Below are 14,576 nucleotides of genomic sequence, written 5' to 3' on the forward strand. Positions count from 1 at the left end.
CATGGTTACCATCGTTCGACGCAGCCACGCCTTCGCGGCGCTGTTAGTGGCTGGCTTGCTCGGGGCTTCACTGCCCGCCCCCGCCGCCGAGGCGGATACCGCGCGCAGTACCGTCACCGACCTGCTCGGCCGCGAGGTCAAGGTCCATCTGCCGGTCAGGCGGATGATTCTCGGGGAGGGTCGCCAGTTGTACCTGGTCGCCGCCCTGGATACGCAAAACCCCATCGAACGCATCGTCGGCTGGCGCAAGGATCTGATCCAGTCGGACCCGGACACCTACGGAGCCTACCTGCGCAAATTTCCCGCCATTGCCAGGATTCCCACCTTTGGCGGTTTTGAAGACGGGACCTTCGACATCGAACAAGCGATCGCCCAACACCCCGACGTGATCATCCTCAACATCGAGGCGCAGCATGCCACCGAGGATGCGCGCTATATCGAGAAGCTCGATGCCCTGGGCATACCGGTGGTGTACGTCGACTTTCGCAATCAACCGATGCAGAACACCGAGCCGACCATGCGCCTGTTCGGCCGACTGTTGGGCAAAGAAGCGCGTGCCGAGGCTTTCATTGATTTTCGCAACCGGCAGATCCGCCGGGTGACCGACGTGATCGCAGCGCAGCAGCCTGTGCGCCCCGCGGTGTTTATCGAACGCATCGGCGGTTACACGGACGATTGCTGCCTGAGCTTCGGCAACGAAAACTTCGGGCTTTTTGTCGACATGGCCGGTGGCGACAATATCGCCAGAGGCATTATCCCCAGCACCTTCGGCCAGTTGAATCCCGAACAGGTCATCGTCGCCAACCCGGCGCACGTGGTAGTCACCAGCGCCAACTGGGAGGCGTTCGCCCCTGGCGGCCATTGGGTCGGCGTCGGCCCGGGCGCCGACATGACGCAAGCCCGGCACAAACTGGCCTGGTACACCCAACGGCCAGCCTACGCAGGGATCAAGGCGCAGGACAACCAGGCCTTTCATGCGATCTGGCATCAGTTCTACAACAGCCCTTACCAGTTCGTGGCCATCCAGCAACTGGCCAAATGGTTTCATCCCACGCTGTTTGCCGACCTGGACCCCGAGGCCTCCTTTCGCGAGCTGCACGAGCGGTTTCTGCCGGTACCTTACGAGCCGGGCTATTTCGTCAGCTTGCGCACCCTCGAGGTCAAGCCATGAGCGCACCGAGCGACACCCTGGTGGTGCAGCGCGAGACCTACCGTCGCCTGGTGCTGCGCAAGCGGCTGATCCTCGCCGGGCTGATGACGCTGCTGCTCTGCAGTGTCCTGCTTGACCTGGCCCTGGGCCCGGCGAGTTACAGCCTGCGCGAAGTACTCGGCGCACTGTTTTCACCGGACGACGCTTCGGCGCAGGTGCGCGTGGTGATGTGGGATATCCGCCTGCCTGTCGCCCTGATGGCGGTCGCCGTGGGCGCGGCATTATCACTGGCGGGCGCGCAGATGCAGACCATCCTCAACAACCCGCTGGCCAGCCCCTTCACCCTGGGCATTTCTGCCGCCGCCAGCTTCGGCGCGGCCATGGGCCTGGCGTTTGGCGTGGCCCTGTTCCCATTGGCGGCACAGTACATGGTGCCGGTGAACGCGTTCGTCATGGCCATGCTCTCTGCCTTGCTGATCCACTTCCTGAGCATGCGCCGCGGCGTCACCGCTGAAACCATCGTGCTGCTGGGCATTGCCCTGGTGTTCACGTTCAACGCGTTGTTGGCCCTGGTGCAGTTTTTTGCCACCGAGCAAGCCGTGGCGGCCGTGGTGTTCTGGACCATGGGCAGCCTGACCAAAACCACCTGGCCCAAACTCGGAGTGATCTGCCTGGTGATCGTGGTCACCCTGCCGATTTTCGCCAGGCGCGCCTGGGCCCTCACAGCCCTGAGGCTGGGCGATGACAAGGCCGCCAGTTTTGGTATCAACGTGCGCAGCCTGCGCTTTCAGACGTTGATCATGGTCAGCCTGCTCGCCGCGTTTCCCGTGGCCTTCGTCGGCACCATCGGCTTTATCGGGCTGGTCGGCCCGCACATTGCGCGGATGTTGATTGGTGAAGACCAGCGGTTCTTCCTGCCGGCGTCGCTGCTGACCGGCGCACTGATTCTGTCCGTCAGTTCGGTGGTCAGTAAGACCCTGATTCCGGGCGCGATCTTTCCGATCGGCGTGGTCACATCGTTGATCGGCGTGCCGTTCTTCATATCTCTGATTCTCAGCGGGAAGAAAAACTCATGGTGACGATCCAGCTGGAGAACCTTGGTGCCCGCTACGGTCAGCGCACGATCATCAGCGGTGTCACCACCGGCGCATTTATGGGTGGCCAAGTGGTCGCGGTGGTCGGCCCCAATGCCGCCGGCAAGTCCACCCTGTTCAAGCGCATGGCAGGCTTGATCGACGGCCCCGGCCGGGTGATTCTGCAGGGCTCGAAAAAGGGCGTGCGGGGCATCAGCTACATGCCGCAGGGCTTGAACGGCAGCGCTCGATTGACGGTGTACGAATCGGTGCTTCTGGCACGTAAACAACTGTCGCCCGGCTGGGTCGTCCACGATGATGAGCTGACGCTGGTCGACGAGATATTGCAGGCGCTGGGGATCACCGGCCTGTCCTTTCGCAACCTCGGCGAACTCAGCGGCGGGCAGCAACAGCTCGTGTCCATCGCGCAGACCTTGGTGCGCGAGCCGGAGATCCTGTTGATGGACGAACCCACCAGCGCCCTCGACATGCACCGCCAGGTCCAGGTGTTGGACTTCATGCAGGCATTGGCCCGCCGGCGTCGGGTCATTGTGTTCATCGCCATCCATGACCTGAACCAGGCGTTACGTTTTGCCGATCAGGTGCTGGTCATTGCCGACGGTACCGCACAAGGCAGTGGCGCGAGCCGTGAGGTCATTACAGAACAGATGCTGCGCACTGTGTACAAGGTCCAGGCGCGCATTGAACAGTGCAGTCGCGGGCAGCCTCATATCCTGATCGACGATATTGTTTGAGGGCCGCGAGCACTCCAGCCTGCTATTCCACGGCCGCGCCGGCCATCAGTGCCTGGGCTTCGATGGGCGGCGCATCCGGATAGTGTCAACGGGTAACTTGATCCCGAGGTCGAACCGCGCGGATCAAAAGTCGTCCTTTACGTTGCCATCGTTGATCTTGAACTCCCGGTGTTGCAGATAAACGCTTCGAATGAAGTTGTATTTATCCCCGGTGATGAGCTTTTCAGATTTTATATATTGAGCGCGTCCGTCGATCATGCCCAGCCCGTACAGGCTATTACGCGTCGGAACGTCGCCGATGTAACGAACCGGGTTGGCGTAGATATCGGGAAAGATGGCCGGCGCATCGCGAAGTGTGCTGGGCCCCAAGAGTGGCAGCACAAGATAAGGACCACTACCTACCCCCCAGTAACCGAGGGTTTGGCCGAAATCTTCGTCATTGCGCTGCAGCCCCATGGGCGTCGCGACATCGACCAATCCTGCCAGGCCAATGGTGCTGTTGAGTAAGAAGCGGCTCGTATCAACCCCGGCGCTATAGAACTTGGCTTGAAGTAAGTTGTTCGCCAGGTTCTTGACCTCCCCCAGATTGTTGAAAAAATTATGCACGCCGTCTTGCGCAATGCGCGGGGTGACAAATTGATAACCCTGGGCAAGGGGTTTCAGTGCGTAGGTATCCAGCGTGTCATTGAATGAGAAAATGGGTCGGTTGATACGCTCCCACGGGGCCTTGTCGGAATCCGCCTGGCAAAGGGCTGAAAGCGTTATGAAACAGGCGCAGGTCAGTACCTGAGCGCAACGGCTTAAAGTGGAACGAGATGCACGCATGTTGATTTCCCATTGAATGAAGTCAGCCGATTTGACGCGCGCCAGCCGTTCCATCGCGGCGATTGTGTGTGCAAGAGACAGGGCCATTAATTCCAACCGCCTCCCAACACTTTGTACAACGTGATGCGGTTACTCTGCTCGGTCAGACGCAGGGTGATCAGGTCCTGCTGGGCGCTGTAGAGCGAGCGTTGTGCATCCAGGGCTTCCAGGTAGCTTTGCGACCCGCCCCGGTACAAGGCGTCCGAGAGTTCGAAGCTCTTGCGGCTGGCGTCGGTCAGCGCCTGTTGCGCGGCGATCCGGCGATCCAGGGTGCTGCGCACGGCCAGCGCGTCGGCCACTTCGCGGAACGCGGTCTGCAGGGTCTGCTGATAAGTCTGTATCTGGATGTCGCGCTCGACCTTGGCCGAATCCAGGGTCGCGCGGTTACTCCCGGCGTCGAAAATCGGCACGCTGATGCTCGGGGCAAAGGTCCAGGCACCGCTGCCGGATTTGAACAGGCTGGCCAATGCCGAGCTGGACGAGCCGGCGTTGGCGGTCAGGCTGATGCTGGGGTAAAACGCCGCACGGGCCGCGCCGATGTCGATGTTCGCCGACTTGAGCGTGTGTTCCGCCGACAGTACATCCGGGCGTTGTTGCAAGAGGCTCGACGGCAGGCCCGCCGGTATGTCCACCAGCACCGCCGCCGACGCCAGGTGCGTGCCCGGCAAGAGTGCCTCGGGAAGGTCGCTGCCGACCAACAGGCGCAAGGCATTGCGGTCCTGCAGAATCTGGCTCTCGTAGGACGCCACGTCACCGCGCGCCGACTCGACCGTGGTCTGGGCTTGCGCCACGGACAGCGCGGAGGAGCCGCCCAGGGCATAGCTGTTTTGGGTCAGGTCGTAGGTGGCCAACTGGCTGGTCAGGGTTTGCTGGGCCAGCAGCAGCCGTTCGTTGTCGGCGGCCAGGGTCAGCCAGGCGGTGGCCACTTCGGCCACCAGGCTGATTTGCGTACTGCGTCGGGTTTCCGTCAGCGCCAGGTAGTCTTCCAGCGCCTCATCCCGCAGGTTGCGTAGCCGGCCAAACACGTCCAGTTCATAACTGCTCAAGCCCAATTGCGCACTGTAATCGTGAGTGGTGGCCGCCGTGCCGGTGCTGGACAACGACCCTGGCGTGCGGCTGTGGGTGCCGCTGACGCTGGCATCGATGGTGGGAAACAGGTCCGCGCGCTTGATGCGGTACTGCGCCTGGGCCTTTTCGACATTCAGGCTGGCCAGGCGCAAGTCGCGGTTATTGGCCAGCGCCAACGCCTGCAACTGTGCCAGGCGGCTGTCGGTAAAGAACTGCTGCCATTTGACATCGGCCCCCGCCTGCCCTTTCGGCAGGCTGGCGGTCGGCAGCCATTGCGCGGAAACAGGCGCTTCCGGCCGCTCATACTGGGGCGCCAGGTTGACGCAGCCACCCAGGACCATGGCGGCCAGCAAAGGCCAATGTGACTTGATCATGCATCACCTGTCGGGGCAGATTGACGAGTACTGCGCTCGCTGCCGAAACGGCGGCGGATCAGCACAAAAAACAGCGGTACAAAGAAGATCCCCAGCACCGTGGCGCTGAACATACCGCCCAGCACGCCCGTACCGATGGCCTGACGCCCGGCGGAGCCTGCGCCGCTACTCAAGGCCAGCGGCAACACGCCGAACATGAAGGCCAGGGACGTCATCAGAATCGGCCGCAAGCGTTGGCGCACCGCGATCAGCGTCGCATCGATCAGGCTGTTGCCCTGCTCTTGCAGGTGCTTGGCGAACTCCACGATCAGGATCGCGTTTTTCGCGGCCAGGCCCACGGTGGTCAACAGCCCCACCTGGAAATACACGTCGTTGCTCAACCCGGCGACACGGGTCGCCAGCACTGCACCGATCACCCCCAGGGGGACCACCAGAATCACCGAAAACGGCACCGACCAACTCTCGTAGAGCGCGGCCAGGCACAGGAACACAAACAATACGGAGAGTGCATAGAGCAGCGGAGCCTGGGAGCCGGATAGCCGCAACTGATAGGACTGCCCGGTCCATTCGTAGCCGATGCCCTGGGGCAATTGCCGGACGATGGCTTCCACCGCGTCCATCGCGTCGCCGGAGCTCACGCCTGGCGCGGGGTCACCGACGATTTCCAGGGAGGCGTTCCCGTTATAGCGTTCCAGCAAGGGCGAGCCGTAACTCCAGGTGCTGCTGGCAAACGATGAGAACGGCACCATTTCATTGCTGCTGTTGCGCACGAACCAATGATCAAGGTCCGCGGCCTGCATGCGCGCGGATGCCTGGCCCTGCACGTAGACTTTTTTCACCCGGCCCTGGTTGAGAAAGTCATTCACATACGTACCGCCCAACGCCGTCGACAAGGTGGTGTTGATGTCGCTGGTACTCAGGCTCAGCGCTCCGGCCTTGCGGTCGTCGATGCTGACCTTGAGCTGCGGCGCATCGTCCAGACCGTTGCTGCGAACGCCCAGCAAGCGCGGGTCTTTTCTGGCCAGCTCAAGGAACTGTTCGCGGGCCGCCACCAGCGCATCATGGCCCAGGCCGGCGAGGTCCTTGAGTTGCAGGTCGAACCCCGAGCTCTGGCCCAGGCCGCGCACCGTCGGTGGTTGCATGACGAAAGCGTCGGCATCGCCGATGCTGGAGAGTGCCATGGTCGCCCGTTGGGCAATGGCCGCCGCACCCTGACCGGGCCCACCGCGTTCGTCCCAGTCCTTGAGACGGATAAACGCGCGCGCGGTGTTCTGGCTGTTACCCCCCATGCCCAGCCCGCTGATGCTGATCATCGCTTCGACTTCGGGCTGTTTCAGGATGTAGTCCTCGAACTGCTTGATCACAGCTTGCGTGCGGCTGTCCGTCGCCCCGACTGGCAACTGGATCTGTGCCATGAGGATCCCTTGATCTTCGTCCGGCAGAAACGACGTGGGCAGGCTCATGTACCCCACCGCCATGACCACCAGCACCGCGCCATAGAGCAACAGGCTGCGCCCCCAACGCCGCAGCACCACACCCACCCAGCGCTCGTAACCGGCGCTGGCACGTTCAAAGGTGCGGTTGAACCAGCCGAAGAACCCGTGCTGAGCACCATGCCCGCGGCCATCACGCGTTTTGAGCAACGAAGCGCAGAGCGCCGGGGTCAGGGTCATCGCCACCAGCACCGACAGGACCATCGCCGAAACAATGGTCACCGAGAACTGCCGATAGATAATCCCGGTGGAACCGCCGAAAAACGCCATGGGGATAAACACCGCGCTCAGCACCAGCGTGATGCCGACCAGTGCGCTGCTGATTTCACGCATCGATTGACGCGTGGCCGCCACGGGCGATAGCCCCTCGCCCATCAGCCGCTCAACGTTTTCCACCACCACGATGGCGTCGTCCACCAGCAAGCCGATCGCCAGGACCATGGCAAACATCGTCAAGGTGTTGATCGAATAGCCAAACATCGCCAACACGCCGAACGTGCCCAGCAGCACCACCGGTACGGTAATCGCCGGGATCAGCGTCGCCCGCAGGTTTTGCAGGAACAGGAACATGATCAACACCACCAGCACGATGGCCTCGCCCAAGGCCTTGACCACTTCCTCGATGGACAGGCTGACAAACGGCGTGGTGTCGTAGGCAATCACGTTTTTAAGCTGCATTTCAGTCGGGTAGAACGGCTCCATCTCTTTGAGCTTGGCCTTGACCGCCTTGCCGACGCTCAGCGCATTCGCACCTGCCGCCAGTTGCACGCCCATGGCCGCGGCGGGCTTGCCGTTGAGGGCGCTGCTGATGTCGTAGCTTTCGCTGCCCAGCTCCAAGGTCGCGATATCGCCCAGCAACACCACGGCACCGTCGCTGCTGGACTTGACCACCACGTTGCGAAACTCTTCGACGGTCTGCAGTTTGCTGCGGGCGCTGATCGTGGCGTTCAACTGCTGCCCCTTGATCGCCGGCAAAGCACCCAGCTGCCCGGCGGAGACTTCGGTGTTCTGCGCCTCCAGGGCACTGCTGACGTCCGAAGGCATCAGCGCGTATTTTTCCAACAGGGCCGGGTCCAGCCAGATACGCATGGCATAGCCTGATCCCAGAGTCTGCACATCGCCGACGCCGTCTATGCGGCTGATGGAGTCGAGCAAGGTGGTGGAAATGTAGTCGCCGATCTGAGTCCCGGTAACGCTGGGGTCATCCGATGCCAGGGCGACAATCATCAGGAAGTCCGAGCCACCCTTGGTCACGGTCAGGCCTTCGCTTTGTACCGATTGCGGCAGTCTCGACTCGGCTTGTTGCAGCTTGTTCTGCACCTGCATCTGGGCCACATCCGGGTCGGTGCCGGCGGTAAAGGTCAAGCTGATGCTGGCGCTGCCCGCCGAACTGCTGTTGGCCGACATGTAGGTCAGGTTATCCAGGCCTTTCATCTGCTGTTCGATGACCTGGGTCACCGAGTCTTCCACGGTCTTGGCCGAGGCCCCAGTGTAGGTCGCGGAAATCTTCACCGTGGGCGGCGCGATGTCGGGGTATTGCTCCAACGGCAACTGGCTGATGGACAGGCTGCCGCCGAGCATGATCACGATGGCGATGACCCAGGCGAAAATCGGTCGATCAATAAAAAACTGCGCCACGCTTAACCCTCCTTCACAGGGGTGGACGGCGTGGCCGCCTGAGCATTGGCGTCCTGCACCTGGACGGCGGCGCCGGCACGGACTTTTTGTCCGCCTTCGACGACCAACTGATCACCCGCCTTCAGGCCCGCGGTGATCCACCACTGATTGCCCACCGCGCGATCGATGGTCAGCTCACGCTGTTCAACCTTGCCGTCGACCACCAGCAACGCAGTGGTCACCCCGCTGGCGCTGCGGTTCACCGCTTTTTGCGGGATCAGAATGGCCTGGTCATCGCGCGCCTGTTCCAGCACCGCGCGGACATACATGCCCGGCAGCAGCAGGTGGTCCGGGTTGGCGAATTCGGCACGCAGGGTGACGGTGCCCGTGCCCTCGTTGACACTCACCCCGCTGACCTTGAGCCGCCCTTGCTGGTTGTAGGTGGTGCCGTCGTCCAGCTTCAGGCTGATGCGCGCCTCGCCGTTGCCATTGGACTGCAACACGCCGCTGGCCAGGTCACGCTTGAGGCGCAGCAGTTCGGTGGTCGATTGGGTAACGTCCACGTAGATCGGATCGAGTTGCTGCACGGTGGTCAATGCGCTGTCCTGATTGGCCACCACCAGCGCGCCCGGGGTCACCGTGGATGTTTCAATGCGCCCGCTGACCGGCGAGGTGATGCGCGTGTAAGCCAGGTTGATGCGGGCGGTTTGGACTTCAGCCTCGGCGACTTGCACGTCGGCGGCGGCCGTCAGCAAGGTGGCCTGAGCGTCTTCGTTAGTTTGCTGACTGATGGCATTGATCTTCACCAGTTCGGCGTCGCGCCTGGCGGTGGCCTGCGCCGATTTAAGGGTGGCGCGGTACTTGGCCAGGCTCGCCTCGGACTGCGCCAGGGCGGCGGTATAGGACGCCGCATCCAATTGGTAGAGCGCTTGTCCGGCCTTGACATCCGCCCCCTCGACAAACAGCCGCCGCTGGACGATACCGCCGACTTGCGGGCGAATCTGCGCCACCATGAAGGCTTGGGTACGCCCCGCCAACTCAGTGGTCAGCACTTGGCTCTGGGGTTTTATGCTGATCACCGAGACTTTGGGAGTGATCGCTTGAGGTGCCGGCTCGCCGCCGGAGCAACCGCCCAGCAGGACCAGAATGAACAAGGACAGGCAAACCGCGGCGGTTACCAGGTATTTGGCGAAGATTTTCGTCGACATAGCGGCCTCTACAAGACGGGATGGCTTGAGTCAGCGCCATCGTGCAAGGCAAATGTGCAGGAAAATTGAAGATTGCCCGGCCGGGTTGAATCTTTTCTTCGCCAGGGCCTAAATGGCCCAATCCATTCTTAACGGCCCACCTCCATGAAGTTGAGTATCTCCACCAAACTGTTTATTGCGGTACTGGCCGGCGTGCTGCTGGTCATCCTGAGCATGGGGGTGGCGACGAGCTGGAGTTTCGGGCGGGGCTTTCTCGGCTATCTCAATGAGCAGGCGCTGGAGCGCATGGCCCCCGTGCTGCCGCGCCTGGCCAGCGCCTATGCGCGCGAAGGCAATTGGGAGTTCCTGCGCAACCGGTCGGATCGCTGGTTCGACATCATGCGGCCCGAGGTCGGCGAAGATCCGGCGAAGAACGATTTGCGCACGCCCATGGCATCGGACCTGACAGGCGCGCTGTTTCGCATCGCCTTGCTGGATGAACACAAAAAACGCGTGAACGGCTACCCGGATATCGGCAACGATGCGTTGTTGCGCGCGATTGTGGTGGCCGATAAAACCGTCGGCTGGCTGGCCGTGACCCCGTTCCAGAGCGTGACCGAAGCCGGCGGCGAACGGTTCCAGCAATACCAGTTACGCACCAGCCTGGTGATGGGCGCCTTTTCGCTGTTGCTGGCGATGCTGATTGCCTGGTGGATCGCCCGCACGCTGTTGGAGCCAGTGAAAAAGGTGGCGGCGGCGACCCACCGCCTGGCAAGCGGCGACTACGGCAGCCGGGTGGCCGTGGCCTCCAATGACGAAGTGGGCCAATTGGCGCGGGACTTCAACCAACTCGCCTACACCCTGGAGCGCAATGAACAGATGCGGCGCGAGTTCATGGCCGATGTCTCCCATGAGTTGCGCACCCCGCTGTCGGTGTTGCGCGGTGAGCTGGAGGCCATCGAGGATGGCGTTCGCACCCTGAACCAAGGGTCGATGAAGTCCTTGCAAGGTGAGGTCAGCATGCTCAGCAAACTGGTGGATGACCTGTATGAACTGTCCCTGGCGGATGTGGGCGCACTGACCTACCGCAAGAGCGCGTGCAGACTCGATCAACTGCTGCAAGCCAGCGTGTCGATGTTTCAGGAACGCTTGAACGACCGGCATCTGCGCGTCGAACTGGAGCTGCCGTCGCAGCCCCTGGAATTGTTGGCCGACGCCAGCCGCCTGCAGCAATTGTTTTCCAACCTGCTGGAAAATGCCGTGCGCTACACCGACCCGAACGGGCTCATCCGCATCCGCGCCGTCGTCGATCGCGCGAATGTGTGCATCGACTTCATCGACTCCGGCCCAGGGGTCTCGGCCGAGCAACTGCCGCGCCTGTTCGAGCGCTTCTATCGCGGCGAATCATCGCGCAACCGTGCCAGTGGCGGTGCCGGTCTGGGCTTGGCGATTTGTCACAACATCGCCCTCGCCCACGGCGGCAGCCTCAGCGCCGCTCACTCGCCCCTCGGCGGCCTTTGGCTGACCCTGCGCTTGCCACGGGATATCTGAACCATGACCGACAAAAGCCCGATCCTGATTGTCGAAGATGAACCGAAGCTGGCCGCCTTGATGCAGGATTATCTGGTCGCGGCAGGCTACTCGACCGTGTGCCTGGACAACGGCTTGCAGGTGGTGCCGACCGTGCGTGCGCAAACACCGCGCCTGATTCTGCTCGACCTGATGCTGCCTGGGCGTGACGGCATGCAAATCTGCCAGGACCTGCGCGGTTTCAGCGCCGTGCCGATCATCATGATCACCGCCCGCGTCGAAGAGGTGGACCGCCTGCTGGGCCTGGACCTGGGGGCCGACGACTACATCTGCAAGCCTTTCAGCCCCCGGGAGGTGGTGGCCCGGGTCAAGGCCATCCTGCGCCGCGGGCCCCAACTGCTGACCAGCTCGGCGCCGCGCCTGCTGATCGACGAAGCGCAGTATCGCGCCTCGATAGACGGCATCGCCCTGGACCTCACCCCCCTGGAACTGCGACTGCTCAGCACCTTTGCACGTTCCGCCGGGCGGGTATTTTCCCGTGACCAACTGCTCGACAAGATCTACTCCGACCACCGCGTGGTCACCGACCGCACGGTGGACAGCCATATCCGCAACCTGCGACGCAAGCTGGAACAGGCGTGCCCAGGGGAAACGCCCATCGAATCGTTGTATGGGGTCGGTTATCGGTTTCAGCTTTCCGAGGCCTGATACCTCGGAATAACACACATCGGCACCGTCAACGAGGCGCAAGCGGAACGCCTGCAACCATCTCCAGATACCGGAGCACGCTAAACCTAGGTCAGATTCAACCCGCCGTCTGAGAGGAGTATCTCGCCGGTCAAGTAGTCCGACTCGACCAGCATTACAACAGCGTTTGCGATGTCATCTGGGCTAGCGGCCCTGCGCATAGGGGCGCGAGTTCGCCACAACTCTTGGGCCTCTGTCCACTCTGCGGTCAGCGGCGTGTCGACCAAGCCAGGCGCCACAGCGTTTACGCGAATTTCTGGCCCCAGCGATACCGCAAGCAAGCGGGTCATGTGATTAAGCGCAGCTTTGCTTACCGCATAGGGAATAGATGCGCCCTTAGGACGGATACCGGCATGCGAACTGATGTTTACGACGCAACCTGCTCGACGGTAACGGGCGGCATCGCGCAATGCCGACTCGGCCAATGCGACTAGGTGGAACGGCGCCACGACATTAACCTCGTTAAGTTCGTGCCACACCGTCGAGTTGGCCGAGGCAAGGTCGCCGTGCGGAATGACTCTGCTAATACCAGCGTTATTGACCAATACGTCGAGCTGCCCCCACGCGGCGATCGCCTCATTAACAAGCCTGACCCTGTCAGCTTCAAAAGCAAGATCAGCTTGCACGTAAATAGCCTGCTTCATTTCGGCAACCATAGCGCGTCCCGTATCCGCAGAGTTTCGCGAATGGAGCACCACTGCATAGCCTGCCCGGCTTAGTGCACGTGCAATGGCTGCGCCGATACCGGAAGTGGACCCTGTAACCAACGCGACGCGTAATACGTTATCGATTGTCGGATTGGGTTTCATAGGGACATCTCGAATGGGTTGCTAGAAAGCCATCACCGTAGCACCCAGCGGGCAACGTCGGCATCACTGCCAGGGTAAACCAACGGCTCGTATTCAGCGCATGGCGACCAGCTTGACGCCGAACCCCAGCAGGCAAACGCCGGCCAAGCGCTCCAGCAGATTGGCGATGCGCGGGTTGGCCCGCATGCGCTGAGCGAGCTTGTGGGTCAATAGGACGGCTATCAAACCATAGAGGAACGTCACCACCGCTACGGTCGCGGCCATGAACGCGAATGTCACTATGCCCTGATGCTTCACCGGATCGACAAACAACGGGAAAAAGGCCATGTAGAAGATGATCGCCTTGGGGTTGAGCAACGTGATCATCATGGTCTGACGCAGGAAATGGCCGTTATCCATCCGGCTCTTGCGCGGCGCGGCCCCAGCCTGACTAAACAACATTCGCAGGCCCAGCCACGCCAAGTACGACGCACCCAACCATTGAATGAGATGGAACGCTGCCGGATACGCGGCCAGCAGGGTTGCGACGCCAGCAACCGCCAGCCATAAGAGCACCTGGTCACCGAGTATCACTCCGCACGTCGCGGCCAAACCCGCTTTTATCCCGCCTTTGCCGGTCGCCGTGATGAGGGCAAAATTGCCGGGGCCAGGAATGGCCAGGACGATGATAAAGGCGATTATGAAAGCGCCATAGTCGGTCACGCCAAACATCGGTTATCTCCCGCGCAGGATGGTTTTGGACGCAAAACCTATCATCAACCTCGCCTCAATATCTAGCGATGCAGGTGAGAAAACCATCCAGAAACTATCGGCAAAAGCGATCGGCTGCGCTTCTCGTCGCGAGGAGCCAACGGTATTGGCAGCCGCCCGAGCGACTGCCAATGGCCCGTCAATGACTCAAATCAATCACCATGCGGCCTTTGATTTTCCCTTGCTGCATTTCATCGAAGATCTCATTGATATCTTCGATCGGACGCAATGTCACCTTCGGCACCACCTTGCCTTGCGCGGCAAACTCGAAGGCTTCTACGAGGTCTTGTCGAGTACCGACCAGTGAGCCGACCACCTCGATCCCGTCAAGCACCAACCGAGGAATATCGAGGCTCATGGCTTCAGGCGGAAGCCCAACTGCGACCAGGCGTCCACCGGCACGCAGGGCATCCACCGCAGAGTTGAACGCGACCTTGGCGACGGCCGTCACGACAGCCGCGTGAGCTCCGCCGACCTTCTCCTGGATAACTTTTGCGGCATCCTCGTTGCGGGAGTTGATGACCAGGTCAGCGCCCATTTCCCTGGCGAACTGCAGTTGATCATCGTTGATGTCCACGGCGATCACTCGGGCGTTGAATACATTTTTTGCGTACTGCAACGCCAGATTCCCCAGGCCGCCCAGCCCGTAGATCGCAATCCATTGCCCAGGGCGGATATTGGAAACCTTCACGGCTTTATAGGTCGTTACGCCAGCACAGGTCACGCTGCTCGCCGCCGCAGAATCAAGCCCATCAGGCACTTTCACCGAGTAGTCGGCGACGACAATGCACTCTTCGGCCATTGCGCCATCCACGGTGTAACCGGAGTTTTTTACGTTGCGGCAGAGTGTCTCGTTGCCGCTGTTGCAGTATTCACAGTGCCCACAGCCCTGGAAGAACCAGGCTACGCTGGCCCGGTCACCGGGCTTCAGAGAGGTGACGCCTGGTCCTACCTGCTGCACGATACCGATGCCTTCATGGCCTAGGATCACCCCGGTTTTATCACCGAAATCGCCGTTCTTGACGTGCAGGTCGGTATGGCAGACCCCGCAGCACTGCATTTTAAGGAGAGCCTCACCATGTTTCAGAGGCCGTAATGTTTTTTCGATCACATTCACGCGTTGCCCTTGGGCAACAACAGCAGCTTTCATGCTTATCTC

At 61.4% G+C, this 14,576-nt stretch carries 12 protein-coding genes; 5 read left to right on the forward strand and 7 right to left on the reverse strand.

What is annotated here, in order from left to right; genetic code table 11:
• The first annotated feature begins 1 nt into the window (after position 1).
• Genes ACVWZP_RS09455 through ACVWZP_RS09465 form a run of 3 tightly spaced genes read left to right on the forward strand, consistent with a single transcriptional unit; the run spans position 2 to position 2,978 of the window.
• Positions 2-1,171, forward strand: coding sequence for an ABC transporter substrate-binding protein (locus ACVWZP_RS09455; protein ID WP_457369700.1), 1,170 nt, complete (start codon positions 2-4; stop codon positions 1,169-1,171).
• Complete coding sequence (locus tag ACVWZP_RS09460) at positions 1,168-2,229, forward strand: FecCD family ABC transporter permease (protein ID WP_457369701.1); 1,062 nt, start codon at positions 1,168-1,170, stop codon at positions 2,227-2,229. Before ACVWZP_RS09455 ends, ACVWZP_RS09460 begins: the two co-directional genes overlap by 4 nt.
• Positions 2,223-2,978, forward strand: a complete 756-nt coding sequence (locus ACVWZP_RS09465; RefSeq protein ID WP_017847952.1) for an ABC transporter ATP-binding protein — start codon at positions 2,223-2,225, stop codon at positions 2,976-2,978. Before ACVWZP_RS09460 ends, ACVWZP_RS09465 begins: the two co-directional genes overlap by 7 nt.
• Before the next feature lie 123 nt (positions 2,979-3,101).
• Here ACVWZP_RS09465 and ACVWZP_RS09470 read toward each other — a convergent pair whose 3' ends face one another.
• The 4 genes from ACVWZP_RS09470 to ACVWZP_RS09485 form a co-directional block, all read right to left on the reverse strand.
• On the reverse strand, positions 3,102-3,803 hold the full coding sequence (locus ACVWZP_RS09470) for an MlaA family lipoprotein (protein WP_457370390.1): 702 nt from the start codon (positions 3,801-3,803) through the stop codon (positions 3,102-3,104).
• Between the two features lie 86 nt (positions 3,804-3,889).
• Complete coding sequence (locus ACVWZP_RS09475; RefSeq protein ID WP_457369702.1) at positions 3,890-5,284, reverse strand: efflux transporter outer membrane subunit; 1,395 nt, start codon at positions 5,282-5,284, stop codon at positions 3,890-3,892.
• Entirely contained in the window at positions 5,281-8,415 is a 3,135-nt protein-coding gene (locus ACVWZP_RS09480; RefSeq protein ID WP_057005567.1) for an efflux RND transporter permease subunit, read from the reverse strand. Before ACVWZP_RS09480 ends, ACVWZP_RS09475 begins: the two co-directional genes overlap by 4 nt.
• A gap of 2 nt (positions 8,416-8,417) precedes the next feature.
• The gene (locus tag ACVWZP_RS09485) at positions 8,418-9,602 is read right to left on the reverse strand and encodes an efflux RND transporter periplasmic adaptor subunit (RefSeq protein ID WP_046383981.1); all 1,185 of its coding nucleotides are present in this window, start codon (positions 9,600-9,602) and stop codon (positions 8,418-8,420) included.
• Between the two features lie 144 nt (positions 9,603-9,746).
• Here ACVWZP_RS09485 and baeS point away from each other — a divergent pair, with 144 nt between their 5' ends.
• Positions 9,747-11,132 (forward strand): sensor histidine kinase efflux regulator BaeS, encoded by a 1,386-nt coding sequence (baeS, locus tag ACVWZP_RS09490; protein ID WP_046383982.1) that lies wholly within the window; start codon positions 9,747-9,749, stop codon positions 11,130-11,132.
• Positions 11,133-11,135: 3 nt separating this feature from the next.
• Positions 11,136-11,819, forward strand: a complete 684-nt coding sequence (locus ACVWZP_RS09495) for a response regulator (RefSeq protein ID WP_046383983.1) — start codon at positions 11,136-11,138, stop codon at positions 11,817-11,819.
• Between the two features lie 86 nt (positions 11,820-11,905).
• Here ACVWZP_RS09495 and ACVWZP_RS09500 read toward each other — a convergent pair whose 3' ends face one another.
• The 3 genes from ACVWZP_RS09500 to adhP form a co-directional block, all read right to left on the reverse strand.
• Positions 11,906-12,667 carry an SDR family NAD(P)-dependent oxidoreductase gene (locus ACVWZP_RS09500; protein WP_082107779.1) on the reverse strand — a complete coding sequence of 254 codons (762 nt, stop codon included), beginning with the start codon at positions 12,665-12,667 and terminating at the stop codon, positions 11,906-11,908.
• 93 nt (positions 12,668-12,760) lie between these two features.
• Positions 12,761-13,378, reverse strand: coding sequence for a LysE family transporter (locus tag ACVWZP_RS09505; protein ID WP_046383985.1), 618 nt, complete (start codon positions 13,376-13,378; stop codon positions 12,761-12,763).
• 178 nt (positions 13,379-13,556) lie between these two features.
• Entirely contained in the window at positions 13,557-14,567 is a 1,011-nt protein-coding gene (gene adhP, locus ACVWZP_RS09510; protein WP_017847956.1) for an alcohol dehydrogenase AdhP, read from the reverse strand.
• Positions 14,568-14,576: the final 9 nt, after the last annotated feature.

The organism is Pseudomonas sp. TE36184 (genome assembly GCF_054060055.1).

Bases quoted from the DNA above. Each gene is read 5' to 3' on its own strand.
- ACVWZP_RS09455 (WP_457369700.1), top strand. From the start codon at position 2: ATGGTTACCATCGTTCGACGCAGCCACGCCTTCGCGGCGCTGTTAGTG.
- ACVWZP_RS09460 (WP_457369701.1), top strand. From the start codon at position 1,168: ATGAGCGCACCGAGCGACACCCTGGTGGTGCAGCGCGAGACCTACCGT.
- ACVWZP_RS09465 (WP_017847952.1), top strand. From the start codon at position 2,223: ATGGTGACGATCCAGCTGGAGAACCTTGGTGCCCGCTACGGTCAGCGC.
- ACVWZP_RS09470 (WP_457370390.1), bottom strand. From the start codon at position 3,803: ATGCGTGCATCTCGTTCCACTTTAAGCCGTTGCGCTCAGGTACTGACC.
- ACVWZP_RS09475 (WP_457369702.1), bottom strand. From the start codon at position 5,284: ATGATCAAGTCACATTGGCCTTTGCTGGCCGCCATGGTCCTGGGTGGC.
- ACVWZP_RS09485 (WP_046383981.1), bottom strand. From the start codon at position 9,602: ATGTCGACGAAAATCTTCGCCAAATACCTGGTAACCGCCGCGGTTTGC.
- baeS (WP_046383982.1), top strand. From the start codon at position 9,747: ATGAAGTTGAGTATCTCCACCAAACTGTTTATTGCGGTACTGGCCGGC.
- ACVWZP_RS09495 (WP_046383983.1), top strand. From the start codon at position 11,136: ATGACCGACAAAAGCCCGATCCTGATTGTCGAAGATGAACCGAAGCTG.
- ACVWZP_RS09500 (WP_082107779.1), bottom strand. From the start codon at position 12,667: ATGAAACCCAATCCGACAATCGATAACGTATTACGCGTCGCGTTGGTT.
- ACVWZP_RS09505 (WP_046383985.1), bottom strand. From the start codon at position 13,378: ATGTTTGGCGTGACCGACTATGGCGCTTTCATAATCGCCTTTATCATC.
- adhP (WP_017847956.1), bottom strand. From the start codon at position 14,567: ATGAAAGCTGCTGTTGTTGCCCAAGGGCAACGCGTGAATGTGATCGAA.